Origin of the sequence: Phocaeicola sp. RTP21359st1_B8_RTP21360_211022 (assembly GCF_040911965.1) — a bacterium.
In the GTDB taxonomy this organism is placed as follows: domain Bacteria; phylum Bacteroidota; class Bacteroidia; order Bacteroidales; family Bacteroidaceae; genus Phocaeicola; species Phocaeicola vulgatus.
In genome coordinates this window covers 1-15891 of record NZ_JBDFXP010000069.1, presented here as the reverse complement: position 1 = coordinate 15891, position 15891 = coordinate 1, and the positions used below count along the sequence as shown (strand labels likewise).

At 47.5% G+C, this 15891-nt stretch carries 16 protein-coding genes; 3 read left to right on the top strand and 13 right to left on the bottom strand.

Annotated elements, in window-relative coordinates:
- From AB5062_RS21285 to AB5062_RS21225, 13 genes are all read right to left on the bottom strand, one after another.
- Positions 1 to 1580 (bottom strand): DEAD/DEAH box helicase (locus AB5062_RS21285; RefSeq protein ID WP_368331271.1); only part of this gene is annotated, 1580 nt, incomplete at its 3' end.
- A gap of 10 nt (positions 1581 to 1590) precedes the next feature.
- Positions 1591 to 2400 (bottom strand): YjbH domain-containing protein, encoded by an 810-nt coding sequence (locus AB5062_RS21280; RefSeq protein WP_005852672.1) that lies wholly within the window; start codon positions 2398 to 2400, stop codon positions 1591 to 1593.
- Between the two features lie 11 nt (positions 2401 to 2411).
- Positions 2412 to 3500: a glycosyltransferase family 4 protein gene (locus AB5062_RS21275; RefSeq protein ID WP_080704494.1), complete on the bottom strand. Its 1089-nt coding sequence runs from the start codon at positions 3498 to 3500 to the stop codon at positions 2412 to 2414.
- Positions 3501 to 3685: 185 nt separating this feature from the next.
- Positions 3686 to 4321, bottom strand: a complete 636-nt coding sequence (locus tag AB5062_RS21270) for an RloB family protein (RefSeq protein ID WP_032945594.1) — start codon at positions 4319 to 4321, stop codon at positions 3686 to 3688.
- A gap of 3 nt (positions 4322 to 4324) precedes the next feature.
- A complete protein-coding gene (locus AB5062_RS21265; protein ID WP_016271172.1) occupies positions 4325 to 5545 on the bottom strand; it encodes an ATP/GTP-binding protein in 1221 nt (406 codons plus the stop codon).
- A gap of 208 nt (positions 5546 to 5753) precedes the next feature.
- Complete coding sequence (locus AB5062_RS21260; RefSeq protein WP_368326927.1) at positions 5754 to 6065, bottom strand: hypothetical protein; 312 nt, start codon at positions 6063 to 6065, stop codon at positions 5754 to 5756.
- A 29-nt stretch (positions 6066 to 6094) separates the two neighbouring features.
- Entirely contained in the window at positions 6095 to 6751 is a 657-nt protein-coding gene (locus AB5062_RS21255) for an acyltransferase family protein (protein WP_368326926.1), read from the bottom strand.
- Positions 6752 to 6755: 4 nt separating this feature from the next.
- Positions 6756 to 7829, bottom strand: coding sequence for a radical SAM protein (locus tag AB5062_RS21250; RefSeq protein WP_032945600.1), 1074 nt, complete (start codon positions 7827 to 7829; stop codon positions 6756 to 6758).
- A gap of 16 nt (positions 7830 to 7845) precedes the next feature.
- Positions 7846 to 9024 (bottom strand): glycosyltransferase, encoded by a 1179-nt coding sequence (locus AB5062_RS21245; RefSeq protein ID WP_005852678.1) that lies wholly within the window; start codon positions 9022 to 9024, stop codon positions 7846 to 7848.
- A 101-nt stretch (positions 9025 to 9125) separates the two neighbouring features.
- A complete protein-coding gene (locus AB5062_RS21240; protein WP_032953389.1) occupies positions 9126 to 10232 on the bottom strand; it encodes a polysaccharide pyruvyl transferase family protein in 1107 nt (368 codons plus the stop codon).
- A 19-nt stretch (positions 10233 to 10251) separates the two neighbouring features.
- Positions 10252 to 11442 (bottom strand): 4Fe-4S dicluster domain-containing protein, encoded by a 1191-nt coding sequence (locus AB5062_RS21235; RefSeq protein ID WP_007843250.1) that lies wholly within the window; start codon positions 11440 to 11442, stop codon positions 10252 to 10254.
- A 21-nt stretch (positions 11443 to 11463) separates the two neighbouring features.
- The gene (locus tag AB5062_RS21230) at positions 11464 to 11679 is read right to left on the bottom strand and encodes a hypothetical protein (RefSeq protein ID WP_005852684.1); all 216 of its coding nucleotides are present in this window, start codon (positions 11677 to 11679) and stop codon (positions 11464 to 11466) included.
- Between the two features lie 39 nt (positions 11680 to 11718).
- Positions 11719 to 12165 carry a hypothetical protein gene (locus AB5062_RS21225; RefSeq protein WP_005852686.1) on the bottom strand — a complete coding sequence of 149 codons (447 nt, stop codon included), beginning with the start codon at positions 12163 to 12165 and terminating at the stop codon, positions 11719 to 11721.
- Positions 12166 to 12293: 128 nt separating this feature from the next.
- Between AB5062_RS21225 and AB5062_RS21220 the strand changes: the two genes are divergently transcribed.
- The 3 genes from AB5062_RS21220 to AB5062_RS21210 all read left to right on the top strand — a co-directional run bounded on the left by AB5062_RS21220 (position 12294) and on the right by AB5062_RS21210 (position 15737).
- On the top strand, positions 12294 to 14558 hold the full coding sequence (locus AB5062_RS21220; protein ID WP_110506673.1) for a VapE domain-containing protein: 2265 nt from the start codon (positions 12294 to 12296) through the stop codon (positions 14556 to 14558).
- A gap of 179 nt (positions 14559 to 14737) precedes the next feature.
- Positions 14738 to 14944, top strand: coding sequence for a DUF4248 domain-containing protein (locus AB5062_RS21215; protein WP_008781578.1), 207 nt, complete (start codon positions 14738 to 14740; stop codon positions 14942 to 14944).
- Positions 14945 to 15230: 286 nt separating this feature from the next.
- Positions 15231 to 15737 (top strand): DNA-binding domain-containing protein, encoded by a 507-nt coding sequence (locus AB5062_RS21210; protein WP_005852691.1) that lies wholly within the window; start codon positions 15231 to 15233, stop codon positions 15735 to 15737.
- Positions 15738 to 15891 lie beyond the last annotated feature (154 nt).

The window sequence follows — 15891 nt, the reverse complement described above, 5'->3', positions numbered from 1 at the left end:
TAACAGTCACTCCCATCCTCTTTGGTGACAGAAAGAAGTTCTCCCTTCAGGAATCTCAATCTCCGGCAGCGGTCTGTCACCATCAGGGGAGTTCCGGAATCATCCACCACTCCTGTCCGGCCGTCCTCAAAACGGACGGCAGCCCGGTCCGCACAAAGATCAAATACTTCCCGGTATTGAGGGAGCACGGTGATTTTGTTCCCGCACCTCAAGCCCCACAAACCACTCTGCCGGTCACGACAGGCTTTCAAGGCCGTCCGTTGCTCCCCACCGGCCGGACCGTCCTCTCCCAGACGAACCAAGTCCCCGTTCCGGACAGCATCCAGCAGACGGGCGTGTGTCATCACGACCTCCAGTTCTTCATTCCGCCTGCCATCCTCCGGCAGCGGAACGGACACAGACAGCCCGTTGTTCTCCATCCGTGTCCGGGGCTGAGCATTTCCCGCCATCCGTCCTTCGAACATCGCCTCCCAGTCACGGTCACGGACAGGCAGACCGAATATCCGGTGCAATCCCACATTATCTATCAGCACACATGATTCCTTATTATCCGACTTCCGCAGCCCCCGGCCCACCTGTTGCAGGTATTTCGCCAACGAAAGCGTGGGACGTGCCAGCTGCACGAACTCCACATCGGGACAGTCAAAACCTTCGGAAAAAATATCCACATTGACCAACACGCTGATCTTTCCCCGCCTGAAATCCTCTACCAGTTCCTTGCGTTCCAGAGCGGGGGTCCTGCTGTCGATAGCAACAGACTCCACGCCATGCAGGCTGTAATAAGCCGCAATCTGTCGGGCGTGTGCGATGCTCACGGCATAGACTATCCCTTTCTTCCCGGCGGCATATCGACGAACGCTCTCATACAATTGGCGGATACCGGTCTCCCGGTTCAGCACCGCATTCATTTCCTTCACCTGGTAATCCCCGTCCACACCCCGCTTCTTCAACGAGTCAACCAGCCGCTGTTCCCTGCTGTTCGCACGGATGGACACATAGTCAAAGGACGACAACCAGCCCCTCCCGATAAATTCCGCAATGCTCCATGAGGTAATCAGGGTATCAAACAAATCCGTGAATCCCTTGCGGTTCAGCCGGCAGGGAGTAGCAGTCATGCCCAGTTTCCTCGCCTCCGGATATCTCTTCCAAAGCTCCCGGTAGGTTTCCGCCAGGGCATGATGCGCCTCGTCAATGACGATCAAATCCGGCTGTCCGTCCATAATCTTCCGGTTTCGTGACAACCACTGGATGGAAAATACCCTCACCCTCCCGGATTCTTCCGGCATACTGTCTTTCCCCGTCCTTCCGTTCTTTGCCGACTTGTCCGGTTCTTTTCCCATTCCATACCGGGCTACGGTTTCCTCTATCTGCTCCACCAGCTCCCTGCGGTGTGCCACTATCCACACCCGCATACCGACACCGCCACCACAGAGAAACTCTTTCACCACCGCAGCCAGCAGATGTGTCTTTCCCGTGCCTGTAGGCATTTGTACCATCACACTCCGGTGAAGCTCCCACTCTTCAAAGAGGCGGAGCTTCATCTCCTGCTGGTAGTCACGGAGACCGTCGTTTCTTGCCATACATCATCCCTTATTTCAGATGTATCCTGAATACCATCCCTGCACTGGGATACTTACATTGGGTCAGTTCCACCACACCACTAATATAATCCTTCCAAAAGTTATACCCGATACCGCAATTCACCGAATAACTATCGTATTCCGCTATCACATTCAGCCCATTCACAGCCTTCATCCAAAAAGAGGTAGCCGGCAGGGCAAACTGAAAATTCACCCCCGCCACAGGTCCGTTCCGGTGATAATCCAGCCGCTTGTTATAGACATAACCGAAGTGCATCCCCAACTCCCCCACATTCTTCACCCCGAAATGCTTGGTGGCAACTATGTAATAGCGGTTCCAGTGTCCGTTACCCACCGAAGACGTACCCGTAAAACCATAATCGTCCTTATTGGGGTCGCCCAGCACATCGTTGGTGGACGGATCGTTCGCCCCCACCACTATCTGCGGTGTCCACTCCTTCCACCATCCCTCCTTCCATACACGCAGCCGGGCGGAAAACTGGCGGTCCTGATTGCGGAACTTATATGAATAACCATACTGGGGCAATCCTATTTTGTGCAGCGTACAGGTATAGCCCACTTCCAGCCACGGAAAAAGGGTGATGTTTATGTAGTAATTCCACGTGTCATAATTCCAATGCTTCGGGGTAGCCGCCACTTGCAGATAGGAAAACCCGCACAGAAAAGTCTTGTCGCGCTGCATATCCGCGCTGGGGGCGTGAAGAAGCCCCGTGGTGCCATATACATATTGAGCCCGCGTATGCTGCAAACCTGCTACCATCAATAATGCCGCCGCACAAATCAACTTCTTTATCATCATCAGTTTTATTCTTATTTCAACAAACCCTCATAAACTCCCATCACCTGCTTTGCAATCTTGTCCCAATCATACGGAGCCATGTCATACTGCACACTATGATAATCCTCGTCTATCACCTTCTGCAATCGAGCGGCAAGAGCATCCACATCTCCACAATGAAAATAGCAGTCAGAAGAAAGACCTACCTCCAGATTGGCAGGAATATTACTCACCACCACCGGCAAGTGATAACTCATGGCCTCCAATAATGCAATAGGCAACCCTTCGTGCGATGAAGGCAGGCAATAACAGCGAGCATTTGTCAGCAACGAGTGCAACTTATGTCCTTTCACGAATCCTGTCAGCACCACGCCTGCCTCTTGCGCCATCTTTTTCAATCCCAGTGAATATTCATCTTCAAAATCCGTATCGCCCGCCAGCACTAACTTACAATCTCCAGCTTCCAACTTCTTGAAAGCTTCTATCAGGTGATGCAGGTTTTTCTCCGGCACAAAACGACACATGCCAAGGATGTACTTTCCTTTCTCAATACCCAGTTCTTCAAAGTATTCGGGATAGTCGCAAATTTCAGGCTTCGGCACACCATTGTAAATCAGATGTACCCTCTCACGCCGATGGTACTTCCGGGCAATCAAATCCTGAATTACTTCAGATATGACGATTACATCATCTGCAAACCTGCATCCCAACCGTTCGCCCAGTTTCAGCACACTTTTGGCGGCAAAGCCCCACTTGTCACGGTCATAGTCGGGCCCGTGATGCGTGAACACCACCTTCATGCCGAGCATCTTGGCGTATGGCACTAACAGCGCAGGCCCGATGGCATGGATATGCACCACATCCGCTCCCAGCTTTTTCGCCTTGTTTACAGCCCGAAACGTATGGACAACCGCTTCGTATGATTTCCTTTTCGGTGCGCTGATATCCACCAGCTTCACCCCCTTCCACTCGGTGAGAGAATCTCTCACATAATCTTTGCGGCGGATGAGAGTGGTGTCCACACCTTTGGCCGCAATGCGGGGAAACAGTTCCTCGCAATGCGTCTCTACGCCACCCATGATATCGGGAATACCACGGGTGCCGGTAACTACTAGTTTCATCAAAATTTTAGATTATTATTAATGAAGGCTACAATCCGAATAGGACAGCCACAATGCATTCAGCCTCATTTCCTGATACAGGAAATGAGGAGATAAGTTTTATCGGTAAATATTAGTTATTAAGAATCCACGCCAAATCCCTCAACAACCAGACAAAGGCAACTTCGCCCCAATTATTTGGCTTTCTATAAAAAATTATTCAATTCTTCTACAAGCCTATAAACAGTAGTAGAAGACTCTTGTTGTGCCGGATTATTCCCATCAAATTGTTTCATGATAGTTTTAGCGTGATTAATGGCTTGTTCTTGTTTAAGAAATAAAGCATTAAACATTTTAGAGCTTACGCCCGACTTCTTTGTATAAGCAAATCCGAGCAAAGTACTCAACATTTTTTCATATCTGGAACGATGCAAAGCCCCCTGATACAGATTGAAGTGAAGCAAGAACCAAAATTCAAAAGCCTGGTTGCTATAAGCCACTTCAAAACCATTCTGGCGAGCTGACAGGATTGCGGAGTTAAAGTTATTTTCTGGAAAATCATCTTTGTCAAAGACCACCCAATTCTGATTGTATGTCCTTCCTCTTTGCCTTTCCTGCTCTTTTATATTGATAGCTTTCTGTACTAATGCTAATGTCCCCATGCCTTGGCCGATAGCTTTCACAGTGGCAGAAGTCAAGCGGAAGGCATTAAAGTAGTCTGGTTCAGTATTAACCCCCTCGCAAATAATCAGAAATGTTTGTTTCACTTCACGCACACCACTGATACGGGTTATCTTTCTTTCGATACGCGGATTCATATTTTTCCTTTTTGTAGCCGCCATAGTTTATTTTTCTCGCGTATTAAACAAACGGGTTAAATCTCCGACAATTGGAATAGCTCCATACTTTCCGGACAGGTAATCTTTTTCAAACGAAGCATCATTACGAACTTTATACTCTGCCAATGAATAAAGTTCGGTTGCTCCATAACGGTCTTTTTGTGTAAACCAAATCTGATCTCGTCGGAATATATTAGCACTCAACAAGTTTGTATCGTGGGTAGTGAAAATCAATTGGGCATTTTTCGGATTTGTTTCTTTTGAATTAAACAAGGTAATAATTCTACACGTAAGAAGTGGATGCATTTTGGAATCAAATTCATCTATAATCAGACGCTTCCCATTATCCAAAGCATCAATAATGGGATATGCTAAAGAAAAATACTTTATTGTACCTTCCGATTCATTTTTCCTGAATGGGAAGGTAACAGCTTTGACTTCATTACCTTCATCATCGTATTGTGTATGCGTACTGACAATAGTATTATCTATTTTTTCAATATTTTCAATACCTAAATCAGCATAACGGGAAAACTCCACAATTCGCTGTTTCATTCTGATGTCATCCAGTTGGATGGTGGCGGTATTCCATATCTTCTCATCATTAGAACCTGAAATAATAGTGGTATCGTTCAACCATTTCATGATCTCCACTGCCGTCGGATCATTGAATTGTGCCGCAACAGAAAGTAATAGTGCATTTGCTCTCACCATTCGTTTACCTGCAAGCTCTTTACCAACGGCAAACTTGGTATGAATATCAAAACTGTCTTTTTCCCGGTAGAATAATTCCACCTCCTTAGCCCTTTTCTTATTAGCTTTTTGATAGAGCCATTCCGAATGTACCGATGAATTGTCAGCTTCAAAACCATAACGATATTGATTATCCTCATCACAGAATATGGCTTCAAAATAACTTGGTTCACCTGCTGTAAGCGAATTTAACCGGAAACTTTCTATATTGACACGTTCCCCTGCCTGAATATCCTTCGATGAATTTATCACATACCACTTGAAGAACTCAAATGCTTTAATGAAATTGGATTTACCGGATGCATTGGCACCGTAAACAACCGCACTCTTCATTAACAATAATCCGGCAGTCCCTACACTAAAGATTATATCTTCAGCCGGAACCTGTATTTCTTTCAAAGCCGATGCCGCTAATGACAATGTAGACTGTTCTTTGAAAGATAGAAAATTTCCTATTGTAAATTGAATAATCATACTTTAATTGCTTTATTCGAGATTTTATCACAAATATAGCTTTTATTTTTCATATAAAGATAACTATCAAGTGAATTATATTATTTTATGTCTAATAACATGCAACAGTTCCTTGCAATGCGTCTCTACGCCAGCCATGATATCTGGGATACCACGGGTGCCGGTAACTACTAGTTTCATCAGAATTTTAGATTATTATTAATGAAGGCTACAATCCAAATAAAAGTTTTGTAATCCGGTGTTTTTTCAAAACAAACCGATACAACAACATCGGAATAATCACACCAGAAAATATCACCAATATAGCCGAAGGAATGAAGACATACCACACATTGCTGTCAATCAGCAATTTCCTCAGTACCGCCTTCACTAATCCCTCAAAAGTAGTATGAAAAAGATAAATGATATAACTTGACTGCGCTATCCACATTAAAAGATGTCTTTCATGGACATCAGTCCAATCATTACAGACAAGTTTCGCTACCTCCATCACGAACCAAATTCCAATGAAAGGCAACATAGCATTTAGCAAAAACATTCCACCTGTTCCTACTCCATTCGTAAAATACAAGAATTCTCCCAATATAAATACTGCCACTGCACATGTACCTTAATCCAGCTGAACTCTTTCAGAAAACGGTGCAGACTGTCATTTTCAAACACGAACACACCAAACATGAAATACATCAGCATACCTGAGAACTGTTCAAGACAAAAGACTCGAGGCAATCCAAACGGAATGAAATGTAAGACAATGCCTAAGACAAACAACTCTACATGTTTCTGCTTTCCTCTGAATAGCGGCACCAGCACAAACATCCACCACAACGCCCAGATAAACCACAGGAAATAGCCTGCCACGGGCATATAAAACATCTCTACGAAAGAAAATATTGTCACGGGATTGTCTACACTCATACTGCCTTGTGTTAAAAGTTTAATGACGATAACCATAACAGAAGTCGTAAGGTAAGGAACCATCAGCCGTCTGACTTTCTTCAACAAAAAATCTCCATAAGTGCTCCTCTTTTTTGTAGCGATATAAACATAGCCACTGACAAACATAAAGAGTGGCATGTGGAAAGTATAAATTACATCATGCACCAGCACATACCATGCCGGCGAATTATCTGGCACATAGTGTCCCATAACCACCAATATAATACAGATGGCTTTCGCTATGTCAAGCGCGATTATTCTATTCATGATTTCAGAATTTCTCTCTTAAATCACCTTGCTCAGGATCTTGTCCTACATCGCACCATTTCGGTTCCAGACAAATATCTTTCCCTTGCAGTGATTTCAGTTTATTGATTAACGCCCATTTCAGCGGATACTTAATATATTTGTGCATTACCGGCGAAGCCGTACCCACCATCCAACAGTTTTTGGGACAACGGCGCACCATGGCGCGAACCTCCTGTGCCTGCTCACTCTCCCATATGGTCATAAAGTCGGGAGTTTCGTGAATATTCCCCATCGACTTTTTCCAGTATTTCTCTTCCAGCCCGTTGCAGGGAAACACATCGCCAAACGGATCAATGAAGAAGTTAGCCGAACCGGCCTCACAAGGCAACATACGGCGACCGCCTTCAATATAATTTATCAACCCCATATTGAACCAGGCACGGAACCAGCTCTTCGGATGACGCTCCTTCAGCTGCCATTCAATGAGTTGCTTGAAGTCACCACACACCTCATTTTTATTAGTGATTACATTGTCTTCTTTGTGGAAGTAGTACGAATTATGAAAAGCAGCTGTGGCGAACTCCATCCCCAAGCTCTTGCTCAGTTGATAGAGCGAAAGCATGTCTTTAGAGTTATTGTTAGACACCGTGCAGCCGAAACCGATATCCTTCAGCCCCATTTCCTTCAATGTCAGCAGTGTGCGAAGTCCCTTGTCGAAACCTCCCGCATGACCGCGCAGTTCGTCGTTCTTGCCACTCAGCCCCTCGATGGAAATGCGGATGCCGATATTTGGAAACTTCTTTGCCAGCGCCACCACACGATCCTCAAACCATCCGCTCGTCGAAATGACAATACGGTCGGTATGCCGGTAGCATTCCTCCACAATCTCCGCCAAATCCTCGCGGACGAAAGGTTCGCCACCCGTCAGGTTGATAAACTTCAACTTAGGCAGTGTTCTCAAATCACTCGCTTTTATCTCTTCGCTTTTGTTGGTGGGATTAAACCAGATGTTGCACATCTTGCACTTCATGGGACAACGATAAGTCAGGATAATACTTGCATCCGTAGGAGTAGGAACAGTTTTTTGATAAGCCATAAATATTATAATATTTTTACATTTTATACACTGTGATTATTTCATTATAATACCTTTCCGCATTATAACGCTTATGTGAAGCGACAGCAATCTTAGTATTGTTGAAAGTCCGACCGTACATCGCTTCAATTTTTTTCTTTAAGTCGGCCGTATTGCGACTTTCGAAAGTCATGCCCGTTTCCTCTGATATCAATTCAGGGATACCTCCAATCCGGGCACCCAGCACCGGAGTACCCAAGCACTGAGCTTCTATCACCGAAAGCGGATTGTTCTCGTACCATTCCGATGGGATGACCGAGAAACGGGCTTTGCCCACCAAGCGCTTGATTTCGCTCCACTGTTTAAAGCCTGCCAGCTCAATGTGCTTGCCTGCCATAGACTTCAACTCGTCTTCCAAAGGCCCTCCCCCAATAATCACCAGTTTATGTTGCGGCAACGCATTGGCCGCTTCAATCAGAGTCTTGGCACCTTTCTCGTGCGAAAGGCGGCCGATAAAGCAATAATAATCATCACGTTGACTGTAATCATCGGCCACACATGGGGCTACATCGATAAAATTGCACAATGTGTGCAACTTTGCAGCAGCAAATCCACCCTGCTTCATCTTGTCGCGCATAAATTGTGAAGGACAGACGAAAGCGTCCGTGCAGTTCTCCAAGCGCTCCCGGTGCCATTTCATTGCCTCACCATAAGAGAGGAAACTTGCCACTTTCGAGTTTTTCATGCATTTATATTCCAACACCTTGTGCTTGTCTGCAAAGCAGGATTCACATACCGTTTCCCCATTCCGCAAACAATCGTATCGAGGGCACAGCAATTTATAGTCGTGTAGGGTCCACACCACCTTTATACCCCTTTCGTGCGCCATCTCTGCAATGACCGGCGAAAGTTGCGAATGGATGTTGTTGAGATGTACCACATCCGGATGGAAATCATTGAGCAGCGCATTGAACTTCCGCTGTACCTCCCGCGTGCCAAACGGTCTCATCAATGCCTCAATCATGCCCGTTCCGAGTTTGAATTTCACCTCAGAAGGAAAATACTTGCTCCATTGAGTTTTCAGATTTTCAGGGTAGTCCATAGCAAACACTGCCACTTCGTGACCGTGCGCTTTGAGCAGTTGCTCCAAGTTGAGTGTATGGACACAGTCACCACCCCGGCGGTAATAGAATTTATTAGCCAGTAAGATTTTCATATATAAACATTAATTATATGACCTGCAAGATTTTCAAGGCTGCAAAGCCTGATTAAGTTATTTTGTTATACACTTCAAGAGTAAAGAATATCAACTAATTCTCACATCTGACATTCGCACAACTCCGCCAGTTTTTCCATCGATCTCTCCCGCTCTCTATGCATTATCTCATTCACTTTAGCATAGTCAATCTGCCGGTCTGCTAAAGAGAAGTCATTAAAATCTGTGACAATTCGGTCTTCCAGTCCTGTCAGTTGAAGTATACTTTGATTTCGTGCTCCAGTCTTGTTGTTAGGCAGAACTTCCAGAAATGGAGTATGGAAGTTAATGGCAAAAGCTGTTCCATGGAAACTATCGGTAAGCATGTAACGTGCATTCTTGATATACGAAAGGAATGTACCTATTTCCGGACAAAACACAAATCTGCCCCCTCGGGCTAACTGGTGAAACGTAGGAGACACACGTACTAACGGCAGACCGACATGAGCGGCAAAACGCTTGGCATAATCGTCCAACCGGGGATTGTTATGTATTTCATAAATCAATACATACTCTTTTTTCACATCTTCTTCAATATACCCACTCCACTGACTGGAGTCAAGCAATAAAGTAGGATCCAGTACTTGTCCTCCACAGTCAATCCCCCACTCCTCTAAAAGCTTCACGGCACTGCTTTCACGTACGGTAAGCGCATCATATTTTGACAGTAACCGCTTATAAGATGCAATAATAATGTCCGAAAACTCAGTGCGGCCAAAGCTGCCTGCATACGATACCTTACGTATACCTTCCTTTACAAAAGAAAGAAAATAGGCTTCATCATATCCTCCATCCAGCAACGGTCCCCATACCTGGTCACTACCCGTCATAAACACATCCGCTTGAAGCGACTCCAACTCCTCCATTGAATAGCAACGGGGAGTCAGCTTTAGATACCGCCTACGCATTTTATCGAAACGTAACGCCGCTATTTTCTCACCCGGATACCGCAAAGCCACGTATGCCATACGTTTAAACAAACTGTTTTTCCATAATGATTTTCCTTGCAGCGATGTGAGAATTCCTTGCAGTCCCACCTCATCGCGTTTCCAATAATCAATAATCTCACACTGATGTCCCAAAGATTCAATCACCCGGAGGGTTGCAATGGACTGCAACAACGAACCGTAATTATTGGGCGTATGTCTGGTAATCACTTTAATTTGCATCGTTAAAAAGAATGAAGGGTTATTTTAGTATTCTGTTTCTTAAATCGGGCAGTTTAGCAAGAGTCCGATAGCAGATAATGGGTAAGCGAGGCAGCATTTCCACCACCATGCGCAACAATCTTTGCTGCCTCCGTTCCGCACGGACTGCACGGACATAACGTTTCTTACAAGGTCTTCCCCTGTAGACCGGCTCGGTCACTTGTTTGCGCCACACATCCTTGAGCGAAAGTGCAGGCTCCACTTCGGAAAATGACCGGGGTTCCAGATTCAGGGAAACACATTGTTGAAGCAATTCATCCCCCTTCTGAGTATGAACCGTTACCAAAGTCTCTCCCAACTCATTGTGCGAGCAGATAGTCCAAGGATCCATCAGCGTGATGTCCGCTCCTGCTTCCATACCAAAAGAATCCCCACAGATGCCGCATCCAGGCACCGTCCACAATCGTTTACCGAACGGGATTTGAGCTGCCCTGGAATAGGGCAGCTCAAATCCGTCCACTCTCACGATTCCCGGCCAACCATCTCCGCGATAGCGGGGTCGGAATTTTAAATTTGGAGGAACGGACGTACCCATCATCTTAGCCAGGAAACGTGTGGAGTCCAGTGTTTTCTGTTGCTTACAAAAGATACACACCCGGACAACCTCATCGCATTTATCCTTTATGATGGAGTTCAAGGCTCTCAACTGGCAGGCCGTCCCCACTAACATCAATCGCTTGCAAGGTTGAATCCGGTCAATTTCCGTGCAAGCCATCACGGAGTGATACACGGAATTTGGCATATCTCCGAATGAAGGAATATGCTCACGGGTATAAAACTCACCTTGGGCAAAAGGGAAAGAATCTGTACACTTCAACGAATAAGCCCCGTCTACCATGCCATTCTTTAAGGAATCGATGATCAATGTTTTACATACACCACCCGAAGAAGATTCCCTACGGATACGGTTGTCCGCATGATATCCCAAGTAGTATTTCTTTTGTGCAAAGCCATCAAAATAGCCTTCGTAACCATACTCTTTGTTAGCCGGACAACTTCTCACACATTTGCCGCAAGCGATACAAAGCGCAGCATTTATCTTTATATCGTGCAACCCGTCATGCCGCAAAGATAATGAAATGGCATTTTCAGGACACACCGCATAACAAATGCCGCACTGCTGGCACCGGTCAAATGTGTAAGACAGTTTTTTTTGATTTAGTTTTAACATGGCAAAGAAGAATATATAGACCTATTTTCTTGAAAGCAAATAGCCGGCAGGCATAAACGCCAGCACAAGGCATTTGCCGATAAACGAATACACGTCAGTGATGAGTGTACGATAGAAACACTCCATGGTAGCTTCACGTTGATAAGCGGGAGTGAAAATCGTCATCCAATGCACATCGGCAGAAAATGATTTTTCACTCATGCACGTCCATACAGATTGTTTGTTTTGACTCTTCATTGTAACTTTTATTTTATCAATTTTAAATTATCTTTCTGGTCATTCTCTCCTCACATTATTTATCTGCGTACGAATATTACCCGTGGACGTCCCCGACTTGAATGTCAGGAACTGCTGGAGCGCCTCTATGAAATCCTTGCTTACCATACGTTCGGCAGTAAGGATGGTATGCTTATGCATATCATTCACCACAAGGTTCGCCAAGTCCGATGCACTGCGGCAATCAGCTATGCGGCGGATGATATCATTCAGTTCCCAGTCATCAGAGTAGTAAATGCACAACGTGCCACGGGCAATACGCACTGCCTCATCCTCCTCTTTCTCTTCCATACCATTGTTCTGTGTTCTCACATGGGCGAACTCAGCACCATAAAAATTTTGCACTACCTCTGTAGCGTTGGGCAGTATTTGATTGTTACCGCCATGAATGTTGATAACAACACTTGCCCTCGCAGTATTTTGAGATTCTTTAGTCTCGTTTTTCATTATCGTTTTATCTTGATTTCTAATTATTCCCGATTATTTTAAATCATAGAGTGATTATTTTAAATCGCTATTGTCCTCCTGAAAATTTACTCTGTACTTTGCAGACACAAAATTCTACGCTACACATTATGAATAAAGATTTTTTTAAATCAAGCAACCCATCGCGCTTCCACTCCCTGCGCGACACCCGGCCTGAACCCACCACCTGGCAGGTTCTTTTCAAGGAGATAACCAACAGCACCCACACCGCCGCCACCCGTCATTACCGCGCCCATCTGGCCACGCTGTCCGACATCGAGGCGACAGGCGACGCGCAGCAGCTGGAGCAGTGGAAGCTCACCAAAAGCAACCTGAAGAACGCACAGCCGGCATTCATCCCCTCCGTCCTGCTGGAGGGAGGGAGAACCTACGCCCATGTCAAGGGATTCACGGGATTTATCATGGTGGACATAGACGGCATCCCCCCCGAGCGATTCGCCGCCATCCTGACTTTGGTAAAGGAGGATATTCATTCCTTTTTGGTGTACATCACCATCTCGGGATGCGGCATCCGGGTCATCAGCCACGTGGAGGGCGGAGTGACCAAGGCCAACTACCGCATGGTATGGGAGTGGGTGAACGACCATTACGCTCGCCTGTGCGAAGTGGAGATTGACGGACAATGCAAGAACGCCACGCGCATGTCGGTCCTCTGCCACGACCCCGAAGCCCTGCTCCGCCCCGAAGCCTCCTCCTTCCACACCAGCGGAATGAAGCCCCGCGAGAAGCCGAAGCGCGGCACTGCCGTGACCGTGACGGCAGAACGTGCCTACAAGATTATCCGTGCACAGTTGGAAGAGGAAGGAATAGCATACGCACCGGGCAGCTACAACGACTACGTAAGCCGTTGTTTCTATCATACCAACCGCTACGGTGTTCCGCAGGCGGACGCCGAGGCATGGGCCCTCCGGACTTTTCCCGATTATCCGCGCGAGCAGCTGCTGCCCATCGTAAAAAGTTGTTACTCGCTCACGATGGAGTTCAACACCGTTCCCCTGCCCCGTTTCGTCCGAAAAAAGGAGAAAGAGAATGATTCCTCTCATAAGAAGGCCACCGTGGAGGAGATGGAGGAGTTTATCAACGGCTATATGAAGTTCCGGATGAACATGCTTACCCACCAGATTGAGACACAACTGATTGCTGATGCGTACACCGACCGTCCCGAAGCTTCCGCCTGCCACTGGCAACGGCTCACCGACCACATCGAGAACTCCCTGTGGTGCGCTATGCAACACCATGGCATGGCGGTCAACCTGAACGAGCTGCATACGCTGCTCGGCAGTGATTTCGTCAAGGAATATCATCCGTTGAAAGAGTATCTGGACGGTCTGCCGCCCTGGGACGGAGAGACCGACTACATCGGCCGGCTGGCCGCCATGGTGCATGTCAAGGAAAGTCCGCACAGTCCGTTGCAGCAGGACAAAAGCCGGGAACGGAACGACCTCTCCGAAACTCCCGTCCGCTTTGCCGACATCCTGAAACGGTGGATGGTGTCCATGATTGCCGCCGCCCTGAACGAGACCGTGGTGAACCAGGTGATCCTCACCCTGATAGGGCGGCAGGGCAGTTACAAGACCTCGTTCATGCAGCATATCCTGCCGCCCGTATTGTCCGAATATTACACCACAAAGAGCAACTCTAGCCGCATGACCAAGGACGACCTGTTCACCATGACCGAGAACCTGGTGATCAATCTGGAGGAGATCGACACCATGCCCCCCTCGGAGCTGAACCAGCTGAAGGCGATGGTGACGCAACGCTACGTGGACGAGCGCCGAGCCTACGGACGCAACAAGGTGCACCTGCCCCATGTAGCCTCGTTCGTAGCCACCGGGAACAATCTCCAGTTCCTCACCGACGACACGGGGAATCGGCGATGGCTGCCCTTCGAGGTGGAGGACATAGACAGCCCGTGGGAGGCGGACATCCCCTACGAGGGCATCTACAGCCAGACGTACGCGCTCTACCAGGATGTAAATTTCCGTTACTGGTTTACCGATAAAGAGATCCAGCAGCTGCGCGGCCATGTGCAGCAGTTTGAGGTGCCCCGTCCGGAGTACGAACTGATCCTGACCTACTACCGCAAGCCCGTGGGGCTGGAACGGGGAGTCTATACCACCAGCAGCCAGATCATCGGTCGTTTCGGCAACACCTCGCTGCGGCTGAGTCTCCAGAAGGTGGGCCGTGCCATGCGCGAGCTGGGCTTCCGGCAAGTAAAGGCCTCCAACGCAAACTATTGGGTGGTGGTGGAGCGCACTACCGAAGAGGTACAGCACTTGCTGCCGGCCGAAGCGGAACAGGCGGATCCCCCCGGCGAAAAGCCTTCCGAGGAGAATACCGAACTCCCCTTCTGACACCCTTAGTGGAGGATATGGAGGATATTTTTCAAACTTTCCATTATATGAAAGTAAGAAGTATCTTCCTTTAAAGGAAAGAATAATAAGTATATCATTTATATAAGTTATATAATATCCCTCCATATCCTCCACTAAAATTGATATTCAAGCATTTACAAAAAAACAATTCAAGAGCCATGAACAAACAAGAACTCGCCCTGCAATATTTTCCCGATGCCACTTCCGCCACCGCCGTGCGCCACCTCACACGCTGGATAGCCCGTTGCCACCCCTTGGTCGAAGCCCTCACCGGAACCGGCTACCAAAGCCGGAACCGCACCTTCACCTGGAAGCAGGTGACCCTGATCCGCCAGTACCTGGGCGAGCCATCCGCCACACCCTGACCCCATTCCGAAAGAAATTTTTCCATAGACGGACATAAACAGACATAGACGGACACTGCGATTTTGAGGGGTGATACCTTTGCACACGTCAAAGAGATGCGACGGACAGACTAAGTCTGTTCAGCGGACAAGCTAAGTCTGTTCAACGAACAGGTTAGGTCTGTTCAACGGACAAGCCAAGTCTGTTCAGCACATTCTCCAAGACCTGCCGGCCCGGTGGATATTCCGGACAGTCCGCTACAGCCGCGCAGTGACTGAGTGTTTAACCATTAAAAACAAACCGATTATGTCGATCAATTACAGTATTGCCATGCTTGGCAACCCCATCGATGAGGATGCGCCCAAAAAGGCCTATGCCAAGTCACAGTACACCAACATCCTGACACTGGACAAGTTTGCCGGGCACATCGCCAGCCACGGATCCAAGTACAACCGCGCCGACATCTATGCCGTGCTGATGCAAACCGTGGACTGCATGCGTGAAATGCTGCTGGAGGGAAAGCGCATCGAGATGGGCGACCTGGGCGTGTTCAGCATCAGCATCCAGAGCCGGGGGGCGGAAAACCTGGAAACCTTTAACCCCGCCATACACATCGAACAACTCAACGTGAACTGGACTCCCGGCGACCGGTTCCGAAACTTACTGGAGGACGCCGTGTTCAACCTCGTGCCCTCGCGCCGTGCCGCCAGAATCCTGCTGAAGAGCATCAAGGCGGGCGAGACCACCGTGGACCTGACGGGAGGAGAAGGAGGAGGCAACGAAGCCAACCAGCCCACCGAAGGACAGGTGTGACCCGGTCGGGACGGACTGCATGTCCGTCCCGGTAATTTCCCGAACTCTTATGGAGAACTAAAATTTAAAGAATAATGAGGTAAGCACTCAATTTAGGGCATCCCCCTTCGAAAGGGCACTTTTCAGTGCCCTAAACCGAGTTTTGTTAATTAAT